The sequence below is a fragment of the Frankia sp. BMG5.23 genome (genome assembly GCF_000685765.2).
In the GTDB taxonomy this organism is placed as follows: domain Bacteria; phylum Actinomycetota; class Actinomycetes; order Frankiales; family Frankiaceae; genus Frankia; species Frankia casuarinae.
Genome location: NZ_JDWE01000022.1, coordinates 1 through 20464, shown reverse-complemented (window position 1 = coordinate 20464; position 20464 = coordinate 1). Strand labels below are relative to the sequence as shown.

Below are 20464 nucleotides of genomic sequence, written 5' to 3'. Positions count from 1 at the left end.
GGCGCCTTCGGCGCAATGCGGGGGCCCCTGGCATCGGGGGCCGTGCGGGGTTTCCGTCGCCTCGCCTTCGGCGTTTGGAACTACGGGAGGCAATGCTGTGGACAGGCAGGATACCCAGCCGGGTCAGCCCGAGCCCGGCACCGGGGACGTCGGCGGCGACCCGTCCGGGAGCGACCACGACTCTTCCCCGGGCAGCCACGGCGGTTCCGGGTCCGGGCGCGTCGGTCCGCAGCTGGCTGCCCACATGCTCGCGGTGGTCGCGGTCGCCGCGGCGCTCGCGGTGCTCGTGTTCGCCCTCGCGGATCCCTCCCCCTCCCGGCACATGCGTGGCCTCCTGATCACGGTGAACCTCGTCTGCCTCGCCGGGGTGTTCACGGCGTGGCTTCGCGTGGCTCTCGTGGTCGGGGCCGCCAGGGCCCCCGGGGGAATCGAGTAAGCTCGGCCGGACATGCCGTGCGCCGGCGTACGTGTGTCCATCCGCTGGTCCAGGCCGACCACTCGTCATGATTGGTCGGCGCGCCTCCGGGTGGCCCGCGTGCCCTGATGATCGTCCGGATGTGCTGACGGGCGGTTCCCTCTCAGATCCATCGCGTCGAGCACGTTCGAGACGGCACAGGTTCCGGTCGCGGTCCCTCCTGCCACGGAAGATCCGTGGCCGCCAGAGTCCACAGGAGGTGGGTTCAGCCTTGGCACGTCATTATGAGCTCATGGTGATCCTCGATGCTGACCTCGAGGAACGCACTGTCGCGCCCTCTCTCGACCAGTACCTCGGTGTCGTCCGTCAGGGCGGCGGCGTGGTGGAGAAGGTCGATGTCTGGGGGCGGCGCCGGCTCGCCTACGAGATCGCCAAGAGTCACGAAGGCATCTACGCCGTCATCGACCTTCATGCGGAGCCCGACGTCGTCGCCGAGCTCGACCGTCAGCTCGTCCTCAACGAGTCGGTCATGCGCACCAAGGTCATCCGGCTTCCAGAGCCGAAGAAGCCACGTCAGAGCCGCCGGGCGGCGGCATGATCCGGTCCGCGGCGACGGCAGTCCCCGTGCCGTCGTGGGCCGCCGATCTCCGGGAGAGTGCCCATGGCCGGTGAAACCGTCATCACCGTCGTCGGCAACCTAGCCAACGACCCCGAACTGAGGTTTACCCCGAACGGTGCCGCGGTCGCCAGCTTCACCGTCGCATCCACGCCGCGCACCCTCGACCGCCAGACCAACGAGTGGAAGGACGGCGAGGCGCTGTTCCTGCGCTGCTCCATCTGGCGCCAGGCGGCGGAGCACGTCGCCGAGTCGCTGCAGAAGGGCGCTCGGGTCATCGTCACCGGCCGCCTCAAGCAGCGGTCGTTCGAGACCCGCGAGGGTGAGAAGCGCACCGTGATCGAGCTCGACGTCGACGAGATCGGTCCGAGCCTGCGCTACGCCACCGCCAAGGTCGTCAAGGCCGCGCGTGGCGGTGGTGGCGGCGGTTACGGGGGCGGAGGCGGCTACGGCGCGCCTGCCGGCGCGCCCCCCGGCGCACCTGCCGGTGTTCCCGCGGGCGTTCCGGCCGGCGGCGGCTACGGCGGCGGTAGTGGTGGAGCACCCATCGATGACCCCTGGTCGCAACCGGCCGGCGGCTACTCCGACGAGCCACCGTTTTGAGCGGCCGGTCGTCGTCCTCGCGAACGACACAACGAGGTAGGAGCACACCCATGGCCAAGGCGGCCGTGCGCAAGCCCAAGAAGAAGGTTTGCGTTTTCTGCAAGGACAAGGTCGACTACATCGACTTCAAGGACACTTCGCTGCTGCGCAAGTACATCTCCGACCGGGGTAAGATCCGGGCCCGTCGGGTGAGCGGTAACTGCAGCCAGCACCAGCGCGACGTGGCGACGGCGGTGAAGAACAGCCGCGAGATGGCGCTGCTGCCCTACACCGCCTCGGCCCGGTAGGGGGTGGCAATGAAGCTCATCCTGACCCAGGAGGTCCCCGGTCTCGGCAGTCCGGGTGACATCGTGGAGGTCGCGAACGGGTACGGGCGTAACTACCTCGTGCCCCGCCGGTACGCGATCCTCGCGACCAAGGGCGCGGAGCGCCAGGTCGAGCAGATCAAGCGGGCCCGGTCGGCCCGCGCGGTTCGCGATCTCGGGCACGCTCAGGAGATCGCCGGTCAGCTCGGTGGCCTCAAGGTCGAGCTGACCAGCCGGGCGGGCAAGGAAGGCCGCCTGTTCGGTTCCGTGACGGCGGCCGATGTGGTGGAGGCGGTGACCGCCGCGGGTGGCCCCGAGCTCGACCGGCGCCGCGTCGAGCTCACCACGCCGATCAAGTCCCTGGGCGCCTACACCGTCGCCGTGCATCTGCATCCCGAGGTGACCGCGACCGTGAAGCTCCAGGTCACGCAGGCCTGATCAGGTCTGACCAGGGCAGGGCGGGCCTGATCGCGGCCGGATGGGCCCGAGGTCAGGCGGGTCTGACGGGGTGGCATCCGCCGTTTCTCCCGCTGTACCGCCGCGCTCGCTGTACGGGCTCCCCTGGCCGACCGTCTCAGGTGGTCGGCCAGGGGAGTTCGTTGTGTGTGGGGCAAGGGGCGACGACCAGATCCGAAACTTTTTCTCATCCACAGGGCACTCGGGATGCAGGCGCCTGCCAGCTAGGTTTCGTCGAGGTTGTGGTCTCGGGTGTCCACAGGTTTCCGATTTCCGTCCCGATGTCCTCCCCAGGTTTCGGCCGGTTGCCCACAGCTTTTCCACAAGGGCCTGTGGATAACTTTTTGGTGGGTGTGCCCGCCGGTCCGTAAGGTCGGACCCTCCAGGCCGAGGAAGGTACTTCTAGCCTGATCGGGCCAGGCCTCCTTCGGTGACGCGGGCGGCGCCCGGCGAGAGGCTCACCGGGCGCCGCCCGTTCGGTCCCTGCTGGAAGCCCCGGCCGGTCGGGGGCGGAGCGGTCGTTGACAGCGGTTCCGATCTGTACGAACATACGTTCGAATACGGGTCTACGGGAGTCCCGGGAGGGTGCGTCGTGAGCGTCACCGAGATCTCGCGTGGTTCCGGTGGGAGTGCAGAGTTCGACCGGACTCCCCCGCACGACCTGCCCGCTGAGCAGAGTGTGCTCGGCGGCATGCTGCTGTCGAAAGACGCCATCGCCGACGTCGTCGAGGTCCTGCGGACGGGTGACTTTTACCGTCCCGCGCACGGCCTCGTGTACGAGGTCATCGGCGATCTCTACGGCCGGGGGGAGCCTGCGGACGTCATCAGCGTCGCCGCCGAGCTCAGCCGCCGAGATCTGCTCGAACGGGTGGGCGGTCCGGCCTACATGCACACCCTCATCTCGAGCGTGCCCACTGCGGCCAACGCCGGGTACTACGCCCGTATCGTCGCGGAGAAGGCGGTCCTGCGCCGCCTCGCGGAGGCCGGCACCCGCATCGTGCAGCTCGCCTACGGCGCGGCTCCGGACGTCAGCGACGTCGTCGACCGCGCCCAGGCGGCCGTGTACGAGGTGACCGAGCGCCGGACGAACGAGGACTACCTGCCGCTGGGGGAGCTGCTCAACCCGGCGTTGGAGGAGATCGAGTCCATCCAGGGGCACGACGGTTCGCTGACCGGGGTGCCCACCGGTTTCGTCGACCTCGACGAGCTGACCAACGGCCTGCACGGCGGCCAGCTGTGGATCGTCGCGGCCAGGCCGGCCGTGGGCAAGTCGACCCTCGGCCTGGACTTCGCCCGGGCGGCGTCGATCAAGAACGGGATGGCGTCGGTCATCTTTTCGCTGGAGATGAGCCGCATGGAGATCACCATGCGGCTGTTGTCCGCCGAGGCGCGGGTGTCCCTGCAGAACATCCGCACGGGCCGGCTCACCGACGACGACTGGGGTCGCCTGGCCCGCCGGATAGGCGAGGTCGCGGAGGCCCCGCTGTTCATCGACGACAGCCCGCACCTGACGATGATGGAGGTCCGGGCGAAGGCCCGGCGGTTGAAGCAGCGTAACGAGCTGCGTCTGGTGATCCTCGACTACCTGCAGCTGATGTCGTCGCCCAAGAAGGTGGAGAACCGTCAGCAGGAGGTCAGCGAGATCTCGCGGTCGCTGAAGCTGCTCGCCAAGGAGCTCGACGTTCCGGTGGTCGCCATCTCCCAGCTCAACCGCGCCTCCGAGCAGCGGGCCGACAAGCGTCCCCAGGTCTCCGACCTGCGCGAGTCCGGAAGCCTGGAGCAGGACGCCGACGCGGTGATCCTGCTGTACCGGGAGGACACGGTCGAGAAGGAGTCGGCGCGCGCCGGCGAGGCGGACCTCATCATCGCCAAGCACCGCAACGGGCCGACTGGCACCGTCACCGTCGCCTTCCAGGGTCATTACTCACGGTTCGTCGACATGGCGAACTGAATTCTCGGCCCGGGAGCGGGACGAGGCCCACGGGTGGAGAGCGCCAGCGGCCCGCCAGCGGCCCGGGTGGGTGCCCGGGTGTGTTTGGCGTGGTCATGGTTCATGTTGGCGGACCGCAGATCTCCCGATGCTGCCAGACTGGGCGGTATGAGTTTCAGGATCATCCATGGCGAGTGAGAGGCGGGACGGCGGGCGGCCCGCCGGGGCGGTCCTCGAAGTTGCCCGGTTCGACATCAAACCGGGCAGCGAGGACGATTTCGTCGCCGCGTATCACGGGGTGCGTGCGGAGCTCGTCGGCACGCCGGGCTGTCGTTCCGCGCGGATGACCCGCGGGGTCGAGTCACCGTCGAGTTTCGTGCTGCTCGTCGAGTGGGACAGCCTGGACGCCCATCTGACGAACTTCCGGGAGTCGGAGCGGTTTGTCCGCTGGCGTGCCGCCCTCGGCCCGTACTTCGACGGCACCCCGACGGTGGCGCACAGCGCAGACGTCCCCGCCGCTCCCGGCCCGGCCTGACCCTCGACGACCGCCGGACCTCTGATCATGGCAGCGTTCCTCGGGTACCTGTTTTTCGCGCCGCTTACGGCGCTCTTCTTCGGTTTCCTCATCTGGCTGGTGCCGGCGATCCTGCTCCGGAACACGGATGTGGTGAGCCGGCTGAACCTGCGGCCCTTCGCGTTCTTCGTCACCGGCTACGTCTTCAGCGGGCTGATGGCCCTCTACCTGCTGGTGCTGGACGCCGGCCACGACGTCGCGCCGGCGGCCGGCGCCGTCGCATCCCTGGCCCTCCTCTGGGCTGTTCGGCGGCAGTGGCGCCGGCATCGGCCACTGGGCACGCGGCAGGTGGCGAGCAGGCGACGTGGTGGCCCGGTCCAGCCGGTCCAGCAGGGTTACCCTGGCCCGCCGGTGCAGCCGGGTTACCCTGGCCCGCCGGTGCAGCCGGGTTACCCCGGCCCGCCGGTGCAGCCGGGTTATCCGCATCAGCCCGGCCACCCGTACCCCCCCATGCCGCAGGCCGGGCCGGTCGCGAGAGGTCCATCCGGGTATCCCGAGACCGCCGGATATTCGCTTACGCAGCCGGATCAGCCCCGCCCGGGCGGGGGAGGAGACGGTCCGGGCGGGGGAGGAGACGGTCCGGGCGGGGGAGAAGACGACCCGGCAGGCGGGGCGGGTGATCCCGGTCAGCCGGGGTATCAGTCTGGGCCCGCGGGTCATCGGGCGGCACCGGACGGCGGTCGCGGGGCCGGTCGGCGGATCGCCGGCTACCCCTGGGCCGTTCCGCCCAGCGGGCCCAGACCGGGGGGCCTACCACCCGGCGCGCCCCCGTCCCCGCCACCGGCCGAGGCGGACCCTGATTCCTGATCACGGGTTCTTGATTTCTGGTCCGGTTCCTGGTCTCTGGCGCCTGATTCCGTCGCTCGTCGTTCGCCGCCCGGCGGGCCGGGCGGCGCGACACGGCAGGCTGGACCCGTCCGGGCGGTGGCGTACCGTCGTGTCATCGTCTGTCAGTGCCGGCGGTCCCCGCCAGCAGTGCCACTGAATTGATCTTCGAGGTCGAGATGCCCGCCCTGCGCTCCCGCACCACCACCCACGGCCGGAACATGGCCGGCGCCCGCGCCCTGTGGCGCGCGACCGGGATGACCGACGACGACTTTGGCAAGCCGATCGTCGCCGTGGCTAACAGCTTCACCGAGTTCGTCCCGGGGCATGTGCACTTGCGTAACCTTGGCTCGCTGGTGGCCGGGGCGGTGGCCGAGGCCGGTGGGGTGGCGCGCGAGTTCAACACCATTGCCGTGGACGACGGCATCGCGATGGGGCATGGCGGGATGCTCTACTCGCTGCCGTCCCGCGAGCTCATCGCCGACAGCGTCGAGTACATGGTGAACGCCCACTGCGCCGACGCCCTGGTCTGCATCTCCAACTGCGACAAGATCACCCCGGGGATGCTGCTCGCGGCACTGCGGCTGAACATCCCGACCGTGTTCGTCTCCGGCGGAGCGATGGAGTCGGGCAACGCGGTCATCTCCGGCGGCACGGCTCGGTCCAGGCTGGACCTCATCACCGCGATGTCGGCGGCGGTCAACCCGGACGTCTCGGACGGCGACCTGTCGACGATCGAGCGTTCGGCCTGCCCGACGTGTGGATCCTGCTCCGGCATGTTCACGGCGAACTCGATGAACTGCCTGACCGAGGCGATCGGGCTGTCCCTGCCCGGCAACGGGTCGACCCTGGCCACCGCCGCCGCCCGCCGTGAGCTGTTCGTCGAGGCCGGGCGCCTCGTGGTCGACCTGGCGCGGCGCTATTACGAGAAGGACGACGAGGCGGTCCTGCCCCGGTCGATCGCGACCGCCGCCGCCTTCCGTAACGCCTTCGCGGTCGACGTGGCGATGGGCGGCTCGACGAACACCGTGCTGCATCTGTTGGCCGCCGCCGTCGAGGCCGGCGTTGACGTCACCCTCGCCGACATCGACCAGATCTCCCGCACCGTCCCCTGCCTGTGCAAGGTGGCGCCGAGCTCCACCCGTTACTACATGGAGGACGTCCACCGGGCGGGCGGCATCCCCGCGATCCTCGGCGAGCTCGACCGGGCCGGGCTGCTCGACCCGGACCCGCACACGGTGCACTCCGCGAGCCTGCGCGAGTTCCTCGACCGCTGGGACGTCCGCGGCCCGAGCCCCTCGCCGGACGCGATCGAGCTGTTCCACGCGGCGCCGGGTGGCGTGCGCACGATCGAGCCGTTCAGCTCCACCAATCGGTGGGACACCCTTGACACCGACGCCAGGGACGGTTGCATCCGTTCGGTCGAGCACGCCTACTCCGCCGAGGGTGGGCTCGCGGTGCTGTTCGGCAACCTGGCCGTCGAGGGCGCCGTCGTGAAGACGGCCGGTGTGGACGAGGGCCAGTGGACCTTCCGCGGCCCGGCGCTCGTGGTCGAGAGCCAGGAAGAAGCGGTCGACGCCATCCTCACCGGGCGGGTCAAGGCCGGGAATGTGATCATCGTCCGCTACGAGGGCCCTCGCGGCGGTCCGGGGATGCAGGAGATGCTCTACCCCACCGCGTTCCTCAAGGGCCGCGGTCTCGGCCCGAAGTGCGCCCTGATCACCGACGGCCGGTTCTCCGGCGGGAGCTCCGGACTGTCGATCGGTCACGTCTCCCCGGAGGCGGCCCACGGCGGGACGATCGCCCTGGTCCGCGACGGGGACATCATCGAGATCGACATCCCGGCCCGCCGGCTGGAGCTCGTGGTCTCCGACGAGGAGCTGGCGAGCCGACGCGCGGCGCTGGAGGCGGCCGGCGGCTACCGTCCCACCGGGCGGGAACGGCCGGTGTCCATGGCGCTGCGGGCCTATGCGGCGATGGCGACCTCGGCCTCCACCGGTGCCGCGCGCGACGTCGGTCTGCTCGGCGGCTGATGAGGCGGCGTCCGGGCGGGCCTGGTTCGGACCGGGCCTGGTTCGGACCGGGACGGGTTCAGACCGGGACGGCGGCGGGGGCGGACGACGGCGTCGCGAGCGTCACGGCAAAATCCCCATCGGGATCCGTCCACTGCCGCGCCACCGCCCAGCCCGCCAGCGCAAGCTCCGAGGCGATGCCGTCCAGGGTGAACTTAGCGCTGATCTCGGTGAGGATCTCCTCCCCCGGTTGGAAGTCGACCGTAACGGCGAGGGTCGCGATCGAGACGCGCTGCTCCCGAACGGAACGTAGCCGCATCTCGATCCAGGAGTTCTCGGCGTTCCAGACCGCCACATGCGCGAATCCGCGGATGTCGAAGTCGCCCCCGAGTTCCCGGTTGATCACCGTCAGCACATTGCGGTTGAAAGCGGCGGTGACCCCGGCACCGTCGTCGTACGCGGCGACGAGGCGGTCGACGTCCTTGACGAGGTCCGTTCCCAGTAGTAGGGCGTCGGAGCTCTCGGCCTGCTCGCGCAGCGTACGGAGGAGGTTCTGCCGCTGCGCAGGGCGCAGATTGCCGACCGTGCCGCCGAGGAAGGCGAGCAACCGATGGCCACCTCGGGGCAACTGGTGCAGATGCCGTTCGAAGTCCCCGACCACGGCCGCCACGGAGAGCCCCGGGTAGGTGGTGAGGATTCCGCGACCTGCCCGCACCAGGGCCGCCTCGTCGACATCGAAGGGGATGAAACGGCGGAGGTTGCCGGCCGCCCGCAGCGCGTCGAGCAGCAGCCTGGTCTTGTCGGAGGTTCCCGATCCCAGCTCGACGAGGGTGTCGGCCGGACAGGCAGCCGCGATCTCGTCGGCGTAACTGACCAGGATGGCCCGTTCCCGCCGGGTCGGGTAGTACTCCGCCAACCGGGTGATCTTGTCGAACAGCATGCCGCCGGTGGTGTCGTAGAACCACTTCGGCGGCAGCTCGCGGGGGCTCGCGGTGAGGCCGGCGAGCACGTCGCGGGCCAGCGTGACGGCGCGATCCGACTCGTGCAGGTGGCGGTCGACGGAGAGGCCCGGGAACGGGATCTCCGCCGTGCCGTTCGCGCCCGTCCCCTCAGGGACGGCATCATCCGCTCGGGTGGTTGTCGGAGTCCTTGGTGTCATGGATGTACCCTCCATCAACGTGGTGCAACCCACGGTAACTGATCTAGGAGATCATGTTACGAAGAGTGACTTGATGTGTGTCGGCTACCAGGAGGTGATGGTCCGGAACGTCCACCCAGCCCGGTTCGTCATCGTCTGGTTCGCTTGCGACCAGGACTCCATCCTTCTCCCTCCGGTATGACAGGCTGTCCCGCCAGGCGGTCGCCACGATCTGGGTTCCATCCACCACCAGCAGGTTCAGCCGGGCCCGCTCGCCCGAACCCGCCGCGTCCAGCGACAGCACGACCTCGGCGACCGCCTCGGCGAGTGGACGCTTCCCGGCGTGCTCCCACACCAGCGCGGCGAGCAGCGCGGAGTCGCACGTCGAGTCCGGGACCGGAGCGTCGGGCCGGTCGCGCAGCATCCGCCGGACGGCCACCGGGTCGACCCGGCCGTTGTGGCTGAGCAGCCGGTGGCCGTCGGTGAAGGGAGCCGTCGCGCTTTCTTCGATCGGCATGCCGACGGTGGCGCTACGCACGGCCGCCAGCACGCAGCCGGAGGCGACCGCGCCGGCGATCGAGGCGTACGAGGCGTCCGTCCACATCGGCACGGCCCGGCGGAACCGGGCCGGCGCCGCCCGCAGCGCCGGGGCGTACCAGCCGACTCCGAACCCGTCGGCGTTCACCGTGCCGTGGCGCATCCGCCTCGGCGACCACGACTGGCGCAGCAGGCTGTACGGACGCTCCAAGGTCAGCCCCGCCAGGGTCCGTGGCGTTCCGATCCAGGCGAGGTGCCGGCACACCGAGGTCTCCTTCGCACGCGTGCTCGTTCGTCACCCGGCGTCGCGGGCCAGCCGGAATCCGGCGAAGATCTGCCGGCGGATCGGGTAGTCCCAGTTCCGGAACGTGGCGCGGACGGCGACGGCGTCCGTCGCCCAGCTGCCTCCGCGCAGGACGCGGAAGGACGACTCCCGCCCGGCCTTCGGAAAGAAGACCTCGCTGTACTCCCGGTAGGGGTAAGACACGAAGCCCGGGTACGGCGTGAACCCGCTCGCCGTCCATTCCCAGACGTCCCCGATCATCTGTTCGGCTCCGCAGGGACTCGCGCCCGCGGGATAGGCCCCCAGCGGGGCCGGGCCGCTCGTCCAGTTGCCCAGATTGGCACGCTCCGGAGTCGGATCGGTGTCCCCCCACGGATACCGCCGTGAACGTCCGGTGACCGGGTCGTAGGCGGCGGCCTTCTCCCACTCGGCCTCGGTCGGTAGCCGCCTGCCGGCCCAGCGGGCATGCGCCTCGGCCTCGTACCAGCACACGTGCTGGACCGGCTCGTCGAGGGGAACCGGCTCGACCCGGCCGAACCGGCGGCGCAGCCAGGTGCCGCCCTCGCGCCACCAGAACGCGGGCGCGCTCAGGCCCTCCGTCTGGCGCCATTCCCATCCCGCCGCCGACCAGAGCCGCTCGTCGTCGTATCCGCCGGCGTCGATGAAGGCGATCTGCGCCCGGTTGGAGACGGGGAGGGTGTCGATCCAGAACGCGGGGAGGTGGACGCGGTGGGCGGGACCCTCGTTGTCGAAGGCCCAGGGATGGATACTGGTGCCGAGGGTGAACTCGCCGCCCGGCACGAGGACCTCCGGCCGCGGCACCCGGCGGCCGGGCGGTGGCGCCGCGCCGGGAGCAAGTACCGGCGGTCCCTGGCGGAGCTGGTGCGTGGCGAGCATCGTTTCGTCGTGCATGTGCTCGTGCTGCACGACCATGCCGTAGACGAAGCCGTCGGCGAGCAGTCGTTCCCGCTCCGGTACGGCAGCGGTTTCCGCGCCGGCGCCAGCCATCGGTCCGAACCGGTCGGGTCCGAACCGGTCGAGGAGGTCGAGAGTGCGGCCGCGGACCTCGTGCAGGTACGCCCTGGTCTCGGCGGGGCCGAGCAGGGCCAGCCGGCTGCGGCTCGCGCGGCTGTGCCGGAACGCGTCGTAGATGTCGTCGAGCCCCGGCCGCGTCCCGGTGCCGCCGGCCAGCGCGCGCACCAGCCAGAGATCCTCGTAGTTGCCGACGTGGGCGAGGTCCCAGACCAGCGGGGACATCAGCGGCGAGTGCTGGCGGAGGAGATCCTCCGCGGCGATGTCGGTGTACGTGAGTGAACGCTGGCGTGCGGTCCGCAGGGCGTCGGCGACGGTGTCGGCGGTGATCGGCTTCGCCTCCCGGATCGGCTTCGCATCCTGGTCGGCGGCGGTCTCCCGGTCGGCCGGGGCGGCTGGGGATGCCAGGGATGCCGGGGACCGGGTCAGACGAGTGAGACGCACCGGTGGGCCTCCTCACGCAGCAGACCGGCCGGGCCGATCGCGAGAAGTCGTTCGGTCAGTTCGTCGGCCGGACATCGGCCGCGGTCGAGGTAGCGCCCGGCGAACGACTCGACCGTCTCGGCGAGATCGGTCGCGCCGCCGCGGCGCAGGGCGCTCACGGCCAGGTCGACGCAGCGCACCGCCGCGCGTCGCAGGGGCTCGTCGGCCATGCCGAGCATCGCCGCGGCCGGCCAGCGATGCGCGACGGCCAGGCACGCCTCGAACGCTCCGTCCGCGGCGACCGGGTCGTCAAGCAGTACCGTCGGCATCGCGACGGCAGCCTGCCAGCCGTCACCCGGTTGCGCGTCGAGGTAGCGCAGTTCCCACCAGCCACGCGGTCGGACCGGGGGGAACACCGTGGTCGCATGGTAGGAGAGATCCTCGCGGGTCGGGGGACGGGTGACCGGGCCGCGGCCGGCGAGCCAGTCCCCGAAGGTTGAGTCGTCCCGGACCGGGACGAAATGATGATCGTCTTCGGGGTTGCCGGCCCTGGCGGGATTCTCGACCATCATCAGCTTGGCGTCGAGCAGGTACCGCGCCCACAGGTCGACGAGATCGGGCTCGGTGTCCCCGGACCCCGGGGCCGTGAGAGCGGCCGCGACGGGCCGGGTTCGGCTCGCGTCGATGCCGTCCCACACCGCCTGGCGGGTCGACCGCCATCCGGTCCGGCGGCCGGCGTACGCGGGTGAGGCGGCGAACAGGGCGGTGAGGACCGGGCCGAGAGCGTGGACGAGTTGGAACCGCCGCGCCGCCTCGGCAGGCGAGCCGCCGAGGTCCAGGTTGACCTGGACGGAGGCGGTCGAGTACATCATCACCGTGCCGGACGCCCCGCCCCCGGTCCGGAAATGCTCCTCCATCGCCGCGTATCGGGACGCGGTGGTCTGCCGCATCCCGACGCGCAGGGGATCGACCCCCATGCCGACGAGGGCCAGGCCGTCGACCGCCAGGGCGGAGCGGACCAGGTTCAGATCGGCGGAGCTCGCCCGCACGGCCGCGGTGAGCTCGGCAGGCGGCCCGGACAGCTCCAGTTGGCCGCCGGGCTCGAAGGTGATGCGGCTGCCCCCGGGCAGGACCGGCCCGCCGGGACCCGGGGTGGTCCCGGGAATCCGGGCGAGGGACGCCAGCGTGCGGGCCGGCGGGATCAGACAGTGGACTGCCTGCGTGTCGACGATCAGCCACTCCGTCTCGATGCCGACGCATCCTCCCGGTACCGTCGGGCCACCGTTCCCCCGGATGCCCTTGCGGTCGTTCCCGCGGTCGTTCCCGTAGGCCGCCTCATCGCCTGTCCCGTGGACCGGCGTGACGCAGCCGGCCGCGAAGGCCCATACCTGGTCGGTGTCGATCGCCCGCCGCTGCGGCTGTGAGTGAGGGTGTGGTGGCTGCGGCTCGTCATTCCGGATCCCCTCGGGTGTCACGTGGCGTGGCATCCTGTGGCTCCTCTCCGGCACTGCAACTGTTCGACACCGCGCCCGACGGCGGCCTCCGGTGGGTTCTCCCCTGCGCCGCCGGCCCCCTACCCGGCCGCCGTACCCGGTGTCGCCTCGGCCGTCTCGCCGATGGGTGGTATAGATGTGTTTCCAACGTTCTTCTCCCTCGCATATTCCACGCCCTTGACCCTGTCGCTGTTGTGTATTCGATGGAATGGTGGCCGGGACGGACCGGGACGGACCGGGAGTCGGCAGCGCGCCGTGATTGGCTGACGGCGGAGCCGGTTCCGGACCCGGAGACAACGCCGAGCGCAACGGCGTCGTGACGGCGCCGGGAGGTGGTGACCGCGGACGTGTCCGATCGGCAGTCAGCGGGACGTTCGGCCATGGCCGAGTACCTGCGGCGCAAGCAGCTCTACGTCGCCGAGCGCAGCGATCATAAACGGCGGGCGATGGCCGTCGCCGGGGCCACGGCGGGTGCCGTCACCCTCGTCGTCGCCGTGGTCATCCTCCTGGCCGGGCTGCCCGCGCTCGTGGCCGTGCAGCTCGCGATCATCTCGGCCGTCGTGGTGGTCCTCGTCGCGGCGACCCGGTTTCTCCGGTCCCCGCCGGAGATCGAGGCCTGGCGCGAGGACGCGGAGGCCGAACGCAGCACCGCACGGGCGTTGGACCGTCTGGCCCGGGCCGGCTACACCGTCCTGCACGACCGTGCGCTGGCCGACTCGGCCGGCAATATCGACCATCTCGTCATCGGGCCATCCGGGGCCTGGGTGATCGAGACCGACGCCCATCCGGGACCGATCCGCCAGAACACCGCCGGGGTCTGGGCCGGCAAGGTTCCATTGCGGGCGATGCTGGGGCTGGTCGCGTGGATGGGCGAGGAGGCCACCGCGCAGCTCCTCGCGGAACTGCCGGCGGGCTGGCAGCTGGAGGTCCAGCCGGTCGTAGCCTTCGCCCGCGCGGATCTTCCCGCCGGCTTGGCCCTCGTCGAGGGCGTGCTGTTGCTGCCCACCACCGGGGTGGCCGACTACGTGCTCTCCGCCGGGGTCGTGCTTCGGCCCATCGACGTGGCGATGCTGGTCGACGTGGCCGGGCGGGTGTTCCCGGCCTATGCGGTGTCGGGACCCCCGCCGTCCTGGCCGGCCCGATCCCGGCTGCGTGGCCTGCTGCGGCGTTGATCGGTTCGCAGTGACGTTGATCAGGACGATGCGACCCGGTCCGACCACGGTGCCGGCGGGCGGGATACCGTTGGGTGAAGGTGGCCTACGAAGGAGACGAGATGGTTCGCAAGGTGACCGTGCTGGCTCTACTGGCGAGCGCCGGAGCCGCGCTGACCGCCGTCCGGCGCCGCGGCAGGGGCAAGGAGGAGATCGACCTCTGGCGGGAGGCGACCTCCGCGGCGGGCGCCCCGGCCGGCGGGCGCTGAGGTCCGCGGCAAGGCCGGGCTGCCACCCCGGCCCGAGGTGCCCGAGGTGTCAGCCCGTCAAAGCTTCCAGCTCAGGGCCTCAGAGCTCGACTAGGCCCACGTCGACGACCAGGGTGCCGACCAGCCCGGTCGGGGCGGCGAGGTGCAGCTCGATGTGCGTCTCCGGTACCAAATCCTCGACGACGCGCAGCGGCACGTGGATTGAACCCCGTGCTCCGATCGGGAAGAAGCGCATGGGAATCCCGTTCCGCAGGAGGATCGGGCAGATCAGCTCGTCCGTCGAGTTACCGCCCCGAAAGTAGAGCGGCTGGGCGGTGATGCCGGCTGGGACGACGTAGCTGAACGACGAGCCAAGCGAAATCGGAACATCCAGACCTTTGCCCTCGAAGGGGACAATGCCCTGCAGGAAGCGAGGAGTCGTGAACATCCGCTCATCCTTCCGTCGGGTATCCGTGTGCATGCTTTCCGTATCTTCCTCTGGGTATTTTCGCTCGGAGCTGTTTCCACCGCGTTACGTCGGCCATCGAGGGAGCGTCGGGCGCGGCGTGGATCTCGAGCGTGGAGTGTGCCGACTATAAGGAATCTGCGGGTAAAGACGCTGGCAGAAGGCTTGACCTGGCGTGTGGTGGCGTGGGGAGGCACCGTAGAACCATGACCACCCCGACCTCGTCTCGACCGTCCGACGCCCTCGTTCCCGGCGCGGGAGCCGATGCCGACCCCGGGGCGGGCGTGAGCATCGCTCAGGAGTCGAGCATCGACACGTCGCCGCCGTCCGGTCCCTCCTACCTCCCCTCGGTGGTTCCGCACGATCGGCTCGCCGGATGCGCGGCGGCCCATCGGCGTCTGCTGGAGGTGGCCGGCCGGCTGGACGACGTCGTCGTGCGCCGTCCGTTGGGCCTGCCGGGCTGGACGGTCGGTCATCTGCTCACCCACCTGGCCCGCAACGCGGACGGTCACACCGGCATGGTCGAAGCCGCCCGGGCCGGTGGGATCCGGGCCCAGTATCCCGGGGGCGCGCGGCAGCGGGAGGACGGCATCGCCGCCGGTCGCGATCTGCCCGCCGCGCACGTCCGCGACGACCTGGTGGCCGCGGTGACCCGGCTGGAGCGGGCCTGGGACGGCGTGCAGGTCGACGTCTGGCGCACGGGTCTCGGGCACACCGCCACCTATGGCCTGACGACCCTTGCCGATCTGGTCTTCCTCCGCTGGCGGGAGACCGAGATACACCTCGTCGACCTCGATCTTGCCGATCTCGGCGGTCCCGGCTGGGCGGACCTGAGCCCGGCCTACGTCCAGGCCGAATGGGAGTGGACCCTGCGCGGGCTGCCGGCCCGAGTACCCCCGGAGATCACCGTCGTGCTGGCGCCGGGGGACCGGCCGTCGACCGCCGTCGGTCGCGGGCAGCGGCGCGTGGTCGTCGACGCGCCTACCAGGCCGACGCTGCGCTGGCTCGCCGGCCGGGACCCGGGCCGGCCGGACTGGCCCACCCTCGCCCCCTGGGAATGACCGGCGCTTTCTCGGACTGACCGGCCGGCCGCTCGGTGTCCCGGGTCGGGGGCCGGCGGGACCCGCGACGGGGCGGGCTTCTTCTGAGGTTTCCGGCTAGCGCGACAATGTCTGCCGTGTTGGACAACAGGGACAACTGGGGTGAGGCGGCGCGCGGGCGACGTGGGGATCGCGGCCGGGGCTTTTCATGATCACGATGGCCTTGTTCAACAACAAGGGCGGCGTCGGTAAGACGACCCTCGCCTACCACCTGGCGCACATGCTGCAGCGCATGGGTCACCGGGTGCTCGCGGTCGATCTCGATCCGCAGGCGAACCTGACCGCCCAGTTCCTCGACGAGGACGAGCTGACCCAGCTGTGGGAGGAGCCGGAGGTCACCGCGTCGTCCGCGCCGAAGTCCATCATCGACCTCGACGTGCGCCCGGTTCGGATCGTCCCCGGTACGGGGACGATGGCGACGGCGATCGGGCCAATCATGGAGGGGGTCGGGGACGTCACGCTCTTCGATCCGGTGACGATCGAGGACGGTCTGTGGCTGCTGCCCGGCGACGTCGAGCTGAGCGTCTTCGAGGACCGGCTGTCGGCCGCCTGGCCGAACAGCTTCCTCGGCAAGGACATCGCGGCGCTGCGTACGACGACGGCTTTGCACCGGGTCATCGACCATGGTGCCCGCTCGGTCGGCGCCGAGATCGTGCTCATCGACGTGGGGCCCAATCTGGGGGCCATCAACCGGGCCGCGCTGCTGTCCGCCGACACCGTGCTCATGCCACTGACGGCGGACCTATTCTCGCTGCGAGGGCTGCGCAACCTCGGCCCCACACTGCGGGAGTGGCGTTCCACCTGGCAGGGCATGGTGCTGCCGAAGATTCCCGAGCGTATCTCGGCCCCGCGCGGGCTGATGATGCCGATCGGGTACATCGTGATGCAGCCGCCGACGCGGACCGACCGGCCGGCGAAGGCGCACGACCGGTGGCTCGACCGGATTCCCGAGGTGTTCGCGACCTCGGTGCTCACCAGCGGGAACCCCGGACCGCATGACCGTTCCTTCGAGATCGCCACCCTGGGGCACTACGCGAACCTGATCCCGCTGGCGCACGACGCCCGTAAGCCGATGTTCGAGCTGCGGGCCGGAGACGGCGCACTCGGCGGTACGCAGAGCGCGGTGCGGCGCTGCTACTCCGACTTCCGGGATCTCGCGGTTAAGGTGCGGGAGCGGCTGGCCTTCATCGATCCGACCCTGCGCCGGTCCTGACCGACGGGCCTCGCGGCCGGTGCCGGCACGGCCGTAGCCGTAGCCATCGCTGACGGCGGCGTCGGCGGGCCGGTTATCCACAGGGTGGCGATTGGGGGAGTCGCGGCCCGGTTATCCACAGGGCGCCCGCGAGGCCCGATGGTCGTAGGCGGGCACTGTGATCGCCGGAAGACCGGATCAACCCGAGCATCGGTGTCCCCCTATGGTTCCCGTGCCGGACCAACGTCCGAGGAGACCGTCATGCCGTACGCTTGTGAAGCGCTTCGCCGAGGTGGTCATCGTCGGGTGGTTCCGTCCCGGCCGGAGTGCGTCCCGCGGGGGGCGTAGCTCAATTGGCAGAGCACTGCCTTTGCAAGGCAGGGGTTAGGGGTTCGAGTCCCCTCGTCTCCACCAGCAGGTTTGCATGATCGACGATCATTGTTAGTCGGTGCCCGTCAGCGGATCGTCAGCAGGATCATCGAGCGCCGCTCGGAGTCGATCTTCATAGTCCGCCGGTCGGTGGGTGTATCGATCGAGAGTCGTACTGGCGTGCTCGTGCCCCAACGCCGCCTGAACCAGATTCACCGGCACCCCTTCCGAGACGAGCCACGTCGTATAGCAGTGCCGGAGCCTGTGGAAAGTCAGCGAGGAAGGTAGTCCGGCAGCGTCACGCGCAGGCACCCACACGTTCCGCCGGAAGTTCGAGCGCCGCAGGTGATGCCCGACCGAGTCAGGGAAAACAAGATCATCATGTCCTGCAGGGACGACCCCAGCTTGCCGCCGGAGCGCAGCCCCGAGCAGGGATGGCACGGGCACGACCCGCCGCCCGGCTTCCGTCTTCGGGTACGACTTCATGCTGATACCCCCCGAGACTTCCACCGCCGTCTCCACCACGACGATGCGTCCGGACAGCAGGTCAACGTTTCGCCAGTGGAGACCGACGCATTCACCCCACCGGAGCCCCGCGTAGGCCGCAGCGAGGACGAGCGCCCGATACCGTTCCGGTACCTCTGGCAGGAGCTTCCCCGCCAACTCCTCACGGGTGATGAGTTCGTCTGCCACCGAACCTTTGCGGCGCGCAGGCAGACGGACGCCCTCACATGGGTTGATCGCGATCAGGCGGCCCCGGACAGCGGCCTTCATGATCGAGGACATGATGCCAAAACAGGAGATCACCGTCTGCGCCGCAAGGCTTCCCGTCAGGCGCGTCACCCACGCCTGGACATCGAGGAAAGAGATCTTATTCAACGGCCAGTCTCCCCACTGCGGAACGATATGGCACCGCATCCGAGATTTCGCAGCATCCGCTGTCGTCAGTTCCACCCGACGGCTTTCCTCCCAACGACGGGCGTGGTCACGAAACAGCACCCGCCCTGCCGAGGGATCGAGGTAGGTCCCCCGCGATTTCTCCGCCTCCACCGTCGCCAGGAAACCGGACGCATCCTTTTTCGTGCGGAAGGTCTTGGCTCGCTGTCGACCGGAAGGGTCACGCCAGTTCGCACGCCAAGTCCCCGACGGGGTCTTTACGATATGCCCCATTAGGCCGCCTCCACCCGTCCCGCGATCCACGCATCGAAACGCGCCCGGGGGACCACCCAACGGCGGACACCGGCCCGAATCGCTGGAATCTCACCCGAACGCACCATGACATAAGCCACACCACGACTCACACCGAGAAGCACCGCCACTTCATCGACGGTGTAGGTACGCCGTTCGACAACACTAATATCAGCCATGATCGTAAACCTTTCACAGCAGTAAATTCACGCAACTCGGCCCAGGTGCGCTTCCTCTCTCCGTGACCGGGCTTGGTCTGCGGCCATGGATGCGAGCCATCGGTCGCCGTTGTTGGTGTAGCCGGAGGAGTGGTACCGCCAGGTGGGGATGATCACGGTTTCGTCGGTGTCGTCGGGTCGGCCGAAGGCGTCGAGGGCCGGGCGTTCCTCGCCGTTCACGTGGGTGCGCCGCCAGGTACGCCGGGCCGTCCGGCGTGCCGCGAAGGTGGTGGAGTAGCCGCGTGATTTGGTGAGCCAATGGCCGTTGAAGCCGAGTTGGTGCGCCCATTGGCGCAGCCGTAGATCCTGAAACTCTGGGTGCGGACCGAGACGCCACGCGGTATGGACCAGCCGGGCGTGGAACTCTCCCAGGAACGGAAGGCGTGCCTCCAAGTCGTCAGCGTCGCGGATNCGCCGGTCGAGGAGGCCGGAGTCCACGACGGACTTGGTGATGTACTTGGCGAGGTAGTTCCCGACCGCTTGCGGGGTCAGGTCCCCGCCGTCCACCAACACCTTTTTCACATCATGCTGCTCACCCCAGCGNGCCGCCCGCATGGGTGCCGGGCGTGGCGCAGGTGGGGGGATGTCCGCGGAGGCGAGCAGGCCCGCAGCCGCCAGGGTGGCGAGCGCGTCCGCTTCGGAGGGAAGGTCATAGGCGTGCGGGTCCGGGCAGGGTTCCTCGGTGTGGGTGACCGCCCAGCGCCAGCAGGACGCCAGCAGGTCCCCGGTTGCCCAGGCGGGAGGAGCCTGCCAGACGTCCGAGTCGCTGCCCGCGTCCAGGCGGAGCAGGGCNTGGAAGTGGACCGCGCCGCGCCGTTGGGCTTCCCCGACCTTGACGTAGGAGATGCGGACCGCACGCCGCAAGCCCCGTTCGGTCATGCCCGTGACGGTGGCCATGCGCCGGTAGGTCGCGTCCACGGTGCGTTTCCACAGCCTGCCCGAGGTGCGGTTCCAGACGATCAGCGCGCCGTCGTCGTGGCAGTCCGGGCACAGCGGGGTGCCGAGCCGCCNGTCATCCTCGCCGTGGACGAAGCCGCAGCCGCGNGCACGGCCATGCGGGCATCGTCCTTGGCGCCGGTTGCAGACCTGAGCGGGACCGTGGTTCGCNCGNCGNGANTGCACCGGGCCGAACGAGGGTGCGGTCACCGTGACGAACAGCCCCGGATGCTCCGCCACCGTCGCGGGAACATCATGGCCACCGGTCAGACCGGAGTGGACGATCTGCCAGGCGTCACCCGCGTACAAGTAGGAGCAGGACGGGCACACCGAGGCCCGCCGGTTCCCGCAGGGCACGAGGAGCAGCCCGTCCGGCATGTCCGCCGTGTCCAGCACGCGGCGTACCTCACCGGTAGCCGTATCCACATGGTCGATGTGGCCGAACAGGCGGACAGGGTGCGCGCAGCCGGACACCCGGTCGAGTTGCGCGAGAAACCCGGNCAGGGAGCCGTCCGCAGCGCGAGGCATCGCCGCGNGNAGNAACTCCGAATCCAGCNCAGGGACTGTCATCCGAGACTCTCCTTTCACGGACGGCCGCAGCGGCGNCACACCTCATTTCCCCATTCCGGGGGCGCGGCATTGTCTATCGAATGGAGAACCTGTCAAGGGCACTACGTGAACGCCCTTGACAGAACCACCATTCGACAGTTTCTAAAAGCGCCCGGAACGGAGAAAAAAATGGTAGGGGAAGGAAAAGGCCCATCGGCTAGGAATGCCCGCGCGTGTAGTGGCGAGATAGAGCGTCAGCCGCCGCGCATGAGGGGCGCCGCACCAGGTACGGACGTGAGGAGTTGCCGAGCCTCACCCACCGCAACGGGCAGGGCACCCCGAGCGTTCCAGGATGCACACAACAGGCGAACAACCGTTCGGCGTGGTCCCCGGGGTGGCGCGGTC

General features: G+C 69.9%; 21 protein-coding genes and 1 tRNA gene. 14 read left to right on the top strand and 8 right to left on the bottom strand.

The window, feature by feature from the left end; translation table 11 throughout:
* Nucleotides 1–97 precede the first annotated feature (97 nt).
* From BMG523DRAFT_RS12045 to ilvD, 9 genes are all read left to right on the top strand, one after another.
* Nucleotides 98–436 carry a hypothetical protein gene (locus BMG523DRAFT_RS12045; protein WP_043591195.1) on the top strand — a complete coding sequence of 113 codons (339 nt, stop codon included), beginning with the start codon at nucleotides 98–100 and terminating at the stop codon, nucleotides 434–436.
* A gap of 250 nt (nucleotides 437–686) precedes the next feature.
* Complete coding sequence (gene rpsF / locus BMG523DRAFT_RS12040; protein ID WP_011438876.1) at nucleotides 687–1013, top strand: 30S ribosomal protein S6; 327 nt, start codon at nucleotides 687–689, stop codon at nucleotides 1011–1013.
* Between the two features lie 63 nt (nucleotides 1014–1076).
* Nucleotides 1077–1634, top strand: coding sequence for a single-stranded DNA-binding protein (locus BMG523DRAFT_RS12035; protein WP_023839971.1), 558 nt, complete (start codon nucleotides 1077–1079; stop codon nucleotides 1632–1634).
* Nucleotides 1635–1684: 50 nt separating this feature from the next.
* Nucleotides 1685–1921: a 30S ribosomal protein S18 gene (gene rpsR, locus BMG523DRAFT_RS12030; RefSeq protein WP_011438874.1), complete on the top strand. Its 237-nt coding sequence runs from the start codon at nucleotides 1685–1687 to the stop codon at nucleotides 1919–1921.
* Between the two features lie 9 nt (nucleotides 1922–1930).
* Nucleotides 1931–2377, top strand: coding sequence for a 50S ribosomal protein L9 (gene rplI / locus BMG523DRAFT_RS12025; RefSeq protein WP_011438873.1), 447 nt, complete (start codon nucleotides 1931–1933; stop codon nucleotides 2375–2377).
* 610 nt (nucleotides 2378–2987) lie between these two features.
* The gene (dnaB, locus tag BMG523DRAFT_RS12020) at nucleotides 2988–4346 is read left to right on the top strand and encodes a replicative DNA helicase (RefSeq protein ID WP_011438872.1); all 1359 of its coding nucleotides are present in this window, start codon (nucleotides 2988–2990) and stop codon (nucleotides 4344–4346) included.
* Between the two features lie 166 nt (nucleotides 4347–4512).
* Nucleotides 4513–4860, top strand: coding sequence for an antibiotic biosynthesis monooxygenase (locus tag BMG523DRAFT_RS12015; RefSeq protein ID WP_011438871.1), 348 nt, complete (start codon nucleotides 4513–4515; stop codon nucleotides 4858–4860).
* A gap of 27 nt (nucleotides 4861–4887) precedes the next feature.
* The gene (locus BMG523DRAFT_RS24495; RefSeq protein ID WP_051623855.1) at nucleotides 4888–5706 is read left to right on the top strand and encodes a hypothetical protein; all 819 of its coding nucleotides are present in this window, start codon (nucleotides 4888–4890) and stop codon (nucleotides 5704–5706) included.
* Nucleotides 5707–5903: 197 nt separating this feature from the next.
* Nucleotides 5904–7757, top strand: a complete 1854-nt coding sequence (ilvD, locus tag BMG523DRAFT_RS12005; RefSeq protein WP_011438869.1) for a dihydroxy-acid dehydratase — start codon at nucleotides 5904–5906, stop codon at nucleotides 7755–7757.
* Nucleotides 7758–7815: 58 nt separating this feature from the next.
* On the opposite strand, the gene egtD is transcribed toward ilvD, so the two are convergent.
* Genes egtD through egtA form a run of 4 tightly spaced genes read right to left on the bottom strand, consistent with a single transcriptional unit; the run spans nucleotide 7816 to nucleotide 12636 of the window.
* Nucleotides 7816–8895 (bottom strand): L-histidine N(alpha)-methyltransferase, encoded by a 1080-nt coding sequence (gene egtD / locus BMG523DRAFT_RS12000; RefSeq protein ID WP_011438868.1) that lies wholly within the window; start codon nucleotides 8893–8895, stop codon nucleotides 7816–7818.
* Between the two features lie 43 nt (nucleotides 8896–8938).
* A complete protein-coding gene (gene egtC, locus BMG523DRAFT_RS11995; protein ID WP_011438867.1) occupies nucleotides 8939–9676 on the bottom strand; it encodes an ergothioneine biosynthesis protein EgtC in 738 nt (245 codons plus the stop codon).
* 30 nt (nucleotides 9677–9706) lie between these two features.
* Nucleotides 9707–11170 (bottom strand): ergothioneine biosynthesis protein EgtB, encoded by a 1464-nt coding sequence (gene egtB / locus BMG523DRAFT_RS11990; RefSeq protein WP_023839973.1) that lies wholly within the window; start codon nucleotides 11168–11170, stop codon nucleotides 9707–9709.
* A complete protein-coding gene (gene egtA / locus BMG523DRAFT_RS11985; protein ID WP_043591193.1) occupies nucleotides 11152–12636 on the bottom strand; it encodes an ergothioneine biosynthesis glutamate--cysteine ligase EgtA in 1485 nt (494 codons plus the stop codon). The genes egtB and egtA overlap by 19 nt, the downstream gene beginning before the upstream one ends.
* Before the next feature lie 386 nt (nucleotides 12637–13022).
* Here egtA and BMG523DRAFT_RS11980 point away from each other — a divergent pair, with 386 nt between their 5' ends.
* Together BMG523DRAFT_RS11980 and BMG523DRAFT_RS11975 are read left to right on the top strand one after the other, a co-directional pair.
* On the top strand, nucleotides 13023–13814 hold the full coding sequence (locus tag BMG523DRAFT_RS11980) for a nuclease-related domain-containing protein (RefSeq protein ID WP_011438864.1): 792 nt from the start codon (nucleotides 13023–13025) through the stop codon (nucleotides 13812–13814).
* Between the two features lie 101 nt (nucleotides 13815–13915).
* Nucleotides 13916–14062, top strand: a complete 147-nt coding sequence (locus BMG523DRAFT_RS11975) for a DLW-39 family protein (protein ID WP_035729042.1) — start codon at nucleotides 13916–13918, stop codon at nucleotides 14060–14062.
* Between the two features lie 79 nt (nucleotides 14063–14141).
* Here BMG523DRAFT_RS11975 and BMG523DRAFT_RS11970 read toward each other — a convergent pair whose 3' ends face one another.
* Nucleotides 14142–14489 (bottom strand): hypothetical protein, encoded by a 348-nt coding sequence (locus BMG523DRAFT_RS11970; RefSeq protein ID WP_011438863.1) that lies wholly within the window; start codon nucleotides 14487–14489, stop codon nucleotides 14142–14144.
* Nucleotides 14490–14713: 224 nt separating this feature from the next.
* Here BMG523DRAFT_RS11970 and BMG523DRAFT_RS11965 point away from each other — a divergent pair, with 224 nt between their 5' ends.
* The 3 genes from BMG523DRAFT_RS11965 to BMG523DRAFT_RS11955 all read left to right on the top strand — a co-directional run bounded on the left by BMG523DRAFT_RS11965 (nucleotide 14714) and on the right by BMG523DRAFT_RS11955 (nucleotide 17213).
* Nucleotides 14714–15568: a maleylpyruvate isomerase family mycothiol-dependent enzyme gene (locus tag BMG523DRAFT_RS11965; RefSeq protein WP_011438862.1), complete on the top strand. Its 855-nt coding sequence runs from the start codon at nucleotides 14714–14716 to the stop codon at nucleotides 15566–15568.
* A 187-nt stretch (nucleotides 15569–15755) separates the two neighbouring features.
* Nucleotides 15756–16820, top strand: coding sequence for a ParA family protein (locus BMG523DRAFT_RS11960; RefSeq protein WP_011438861.1), 1065 nt, complete (start codon nucleotides 15756–15758; stop codon nucleotides 16818–16820).
* A 317-nt stretch (nucleotides 16821–17137) separates the two neighbouring features.
* A tRNA-Ala gene (locus BMG523DRAFT_RS11955) sits at nucleotides 17138–17213 on the top strand.
* A 27-nt stretch (nucleotides 17214–17240) separates the two neighbouring features.
* On the opposite strand, the gene BMG523DRAFT_RS11950 is transcribed toward BMG523DRAFT_RS11955, so the two are convergent.
* The 3 genes from BMG523DRAFT_RS11950 to BMG523DRAFT_RS11940 are packed head-to-tail and all read right to left on the bottom strand — an operon-like array spanning nucleotide 17241 to nucleotide 20080.
* Complete coding sequence (locus BMG523DRAFT_RS11950) at nucleotides 17241–18338, bottom strand: site-specific integrase (protein ID WP_043591191.1); 1098 nt, start codon at nucleotides 18336–18338, stop codon at nucleotides 17241–17243.
* On the bottom strand, nucleotides 18338–18535 hold the full coding sequence (locus BMG523DRAFT_RS11945) for a helix-turn-helix domain-containing protein (RefSeq protein ID WP_035910421.1): 198 nt from the start codon (nucleotides 18533–18535) through the stop codon (nucleotides 18338–18340). Before BMG523DRAFT_RS11945 ends, BMG523DRAFT_RS11950 begins: the two co-directional genes overlap by 1 nt.
* 27 nt (nucleotides 18536–18562) lie before the next feature.
* On the bottom strand, nucleotides 18563–20080 hold the full coding sequence (locus BMG523DRAFT_RS11940) for a replication initiator (protein ID WP_043591189.1): 1518 nt from the start codon (nucleotides 20078–20080) through the stop codon (nucleotides 18563–18565).
* Between the last annotated feature and the right edge of the window lie 384 nt (nucleotides 20081–20464).

What these genes read in the sequence shown, in the direction of transcription:
- BMG523DRAFT_RS12015 (WP_011438871.1), top strand. Translation starts at nt 4,513, where the DNA reads ATGGCGAGTGAGAGGCGGGACGGCGGGCGGCCCGCCGGGGCGGTCCTC.
- egtA (WP_043591193.1), bottom strand. Translation starts at nt 12,636, where the DNA reads ATGCCACGCCACGTGACACCCGAGGGGATCCGGAATGACGAGCCGCAG.
- BMG523DRAFT_RS24495 (WP_051623855.1), top strand. Translation starts at nt 4,888, where the DNA reads ATGGCAGCGTTCCTCGGGTACCTGTTTTTCGCGCCGCTTACGGCGCTC.
- rplI (WP_011438873.1), top strand. Translation starts at nt 1,931, where the DNA reads ATGAAGCTCATCCTGACCCAGGAGGTCCCCGGTCTCGGCAGTCCGGGT.
- BMG523DRAFT_RS11950 (WP_043591191.1), bottom strand. Translation starts at nt 18,338, where the DNA reads ATGGGGCATATCGTAAAGACCCCGTCGGGGACTTGGCGTGCGAACTGG.
- BMG523DRAFT_RS11960 (WP_011438861.1), top strand. Translation starts at nt 15,756, where the DNA reads ATGATCACGATGGCCTTGTTCAACAACAAGGGCGGCGTCGGTAAGACG.
- BMG523DRAFT_RS11965 (WP_011438862.1), top strand. Translation starts at nt 14,714, where the DNA reads ATGACCACCCCGACCTCGTCTCGACCGTCCGACGCCCTCGTTCCCGGC.
- BMG523DRAFT_RS12035 (WP_023839971.1), top strand. Translation starts at nt 1,077, where the DNA reads ATGGCCGGTGAAACCGTCATCACCGTCGTCGGCAACCTAGCCAACGAC.
- BMG523DRAFT_RS11970 (WP_011438863.1), bottom strand. Translation starts at nt 14,489, where the DNA reads ATGTTCACGACTCCTCGCTTCCTGCAGGGCATTGTCCCCTTCGAGGGC.
- BMG523DRAFT_RS11975 (WP_035729042.1), top strand. Translation starts at nt 13,916, where the DNA reads ATGGTTCGCAAGGTGACCGTGCTGGCTCTACTGGCGAGCGCCGGAGCC.
- ilvD (WP_011438869.1), top strand. Translation starts at nt 5,904, where the DNA reads ATGCCCGCCCTGCGCTCCCGCACCACCACCCACGGCCGGAACATGGCC.
- egtD (WP_011438868.1), bottom strand. Translation starts at nt 8,895, where the DNA reads ATGACACCAAGGACTCCGACAACCACCCGAGCGGATGATGCCGTCCCT.
- BMG523DRAFT_RS11980 (WP_011438864.1), top strand. Translation starts at nt 13,023, where the DNA reads ATGGCCGAGTACCTGCGGCGCAAGCAGCTCTACGTCGCCGAGCGCAGC.
- rpsR (WP_011438874.1), top strand. Translation starts at nt 1,685, where the DNA reads ATGGCCAAGGCGGCCGTGCGCAAGCCCAAGAAGAAGGTTTGCGTTTTC.
- BMG523DRAFT_RS11945 (WP_035910421.1), bottom strand. Translation starts at nt 18,535, where the DNA reads ATGGCTGATATTAGTGTTGTCGAACGGCGTACCTACACCGTCGATGAA.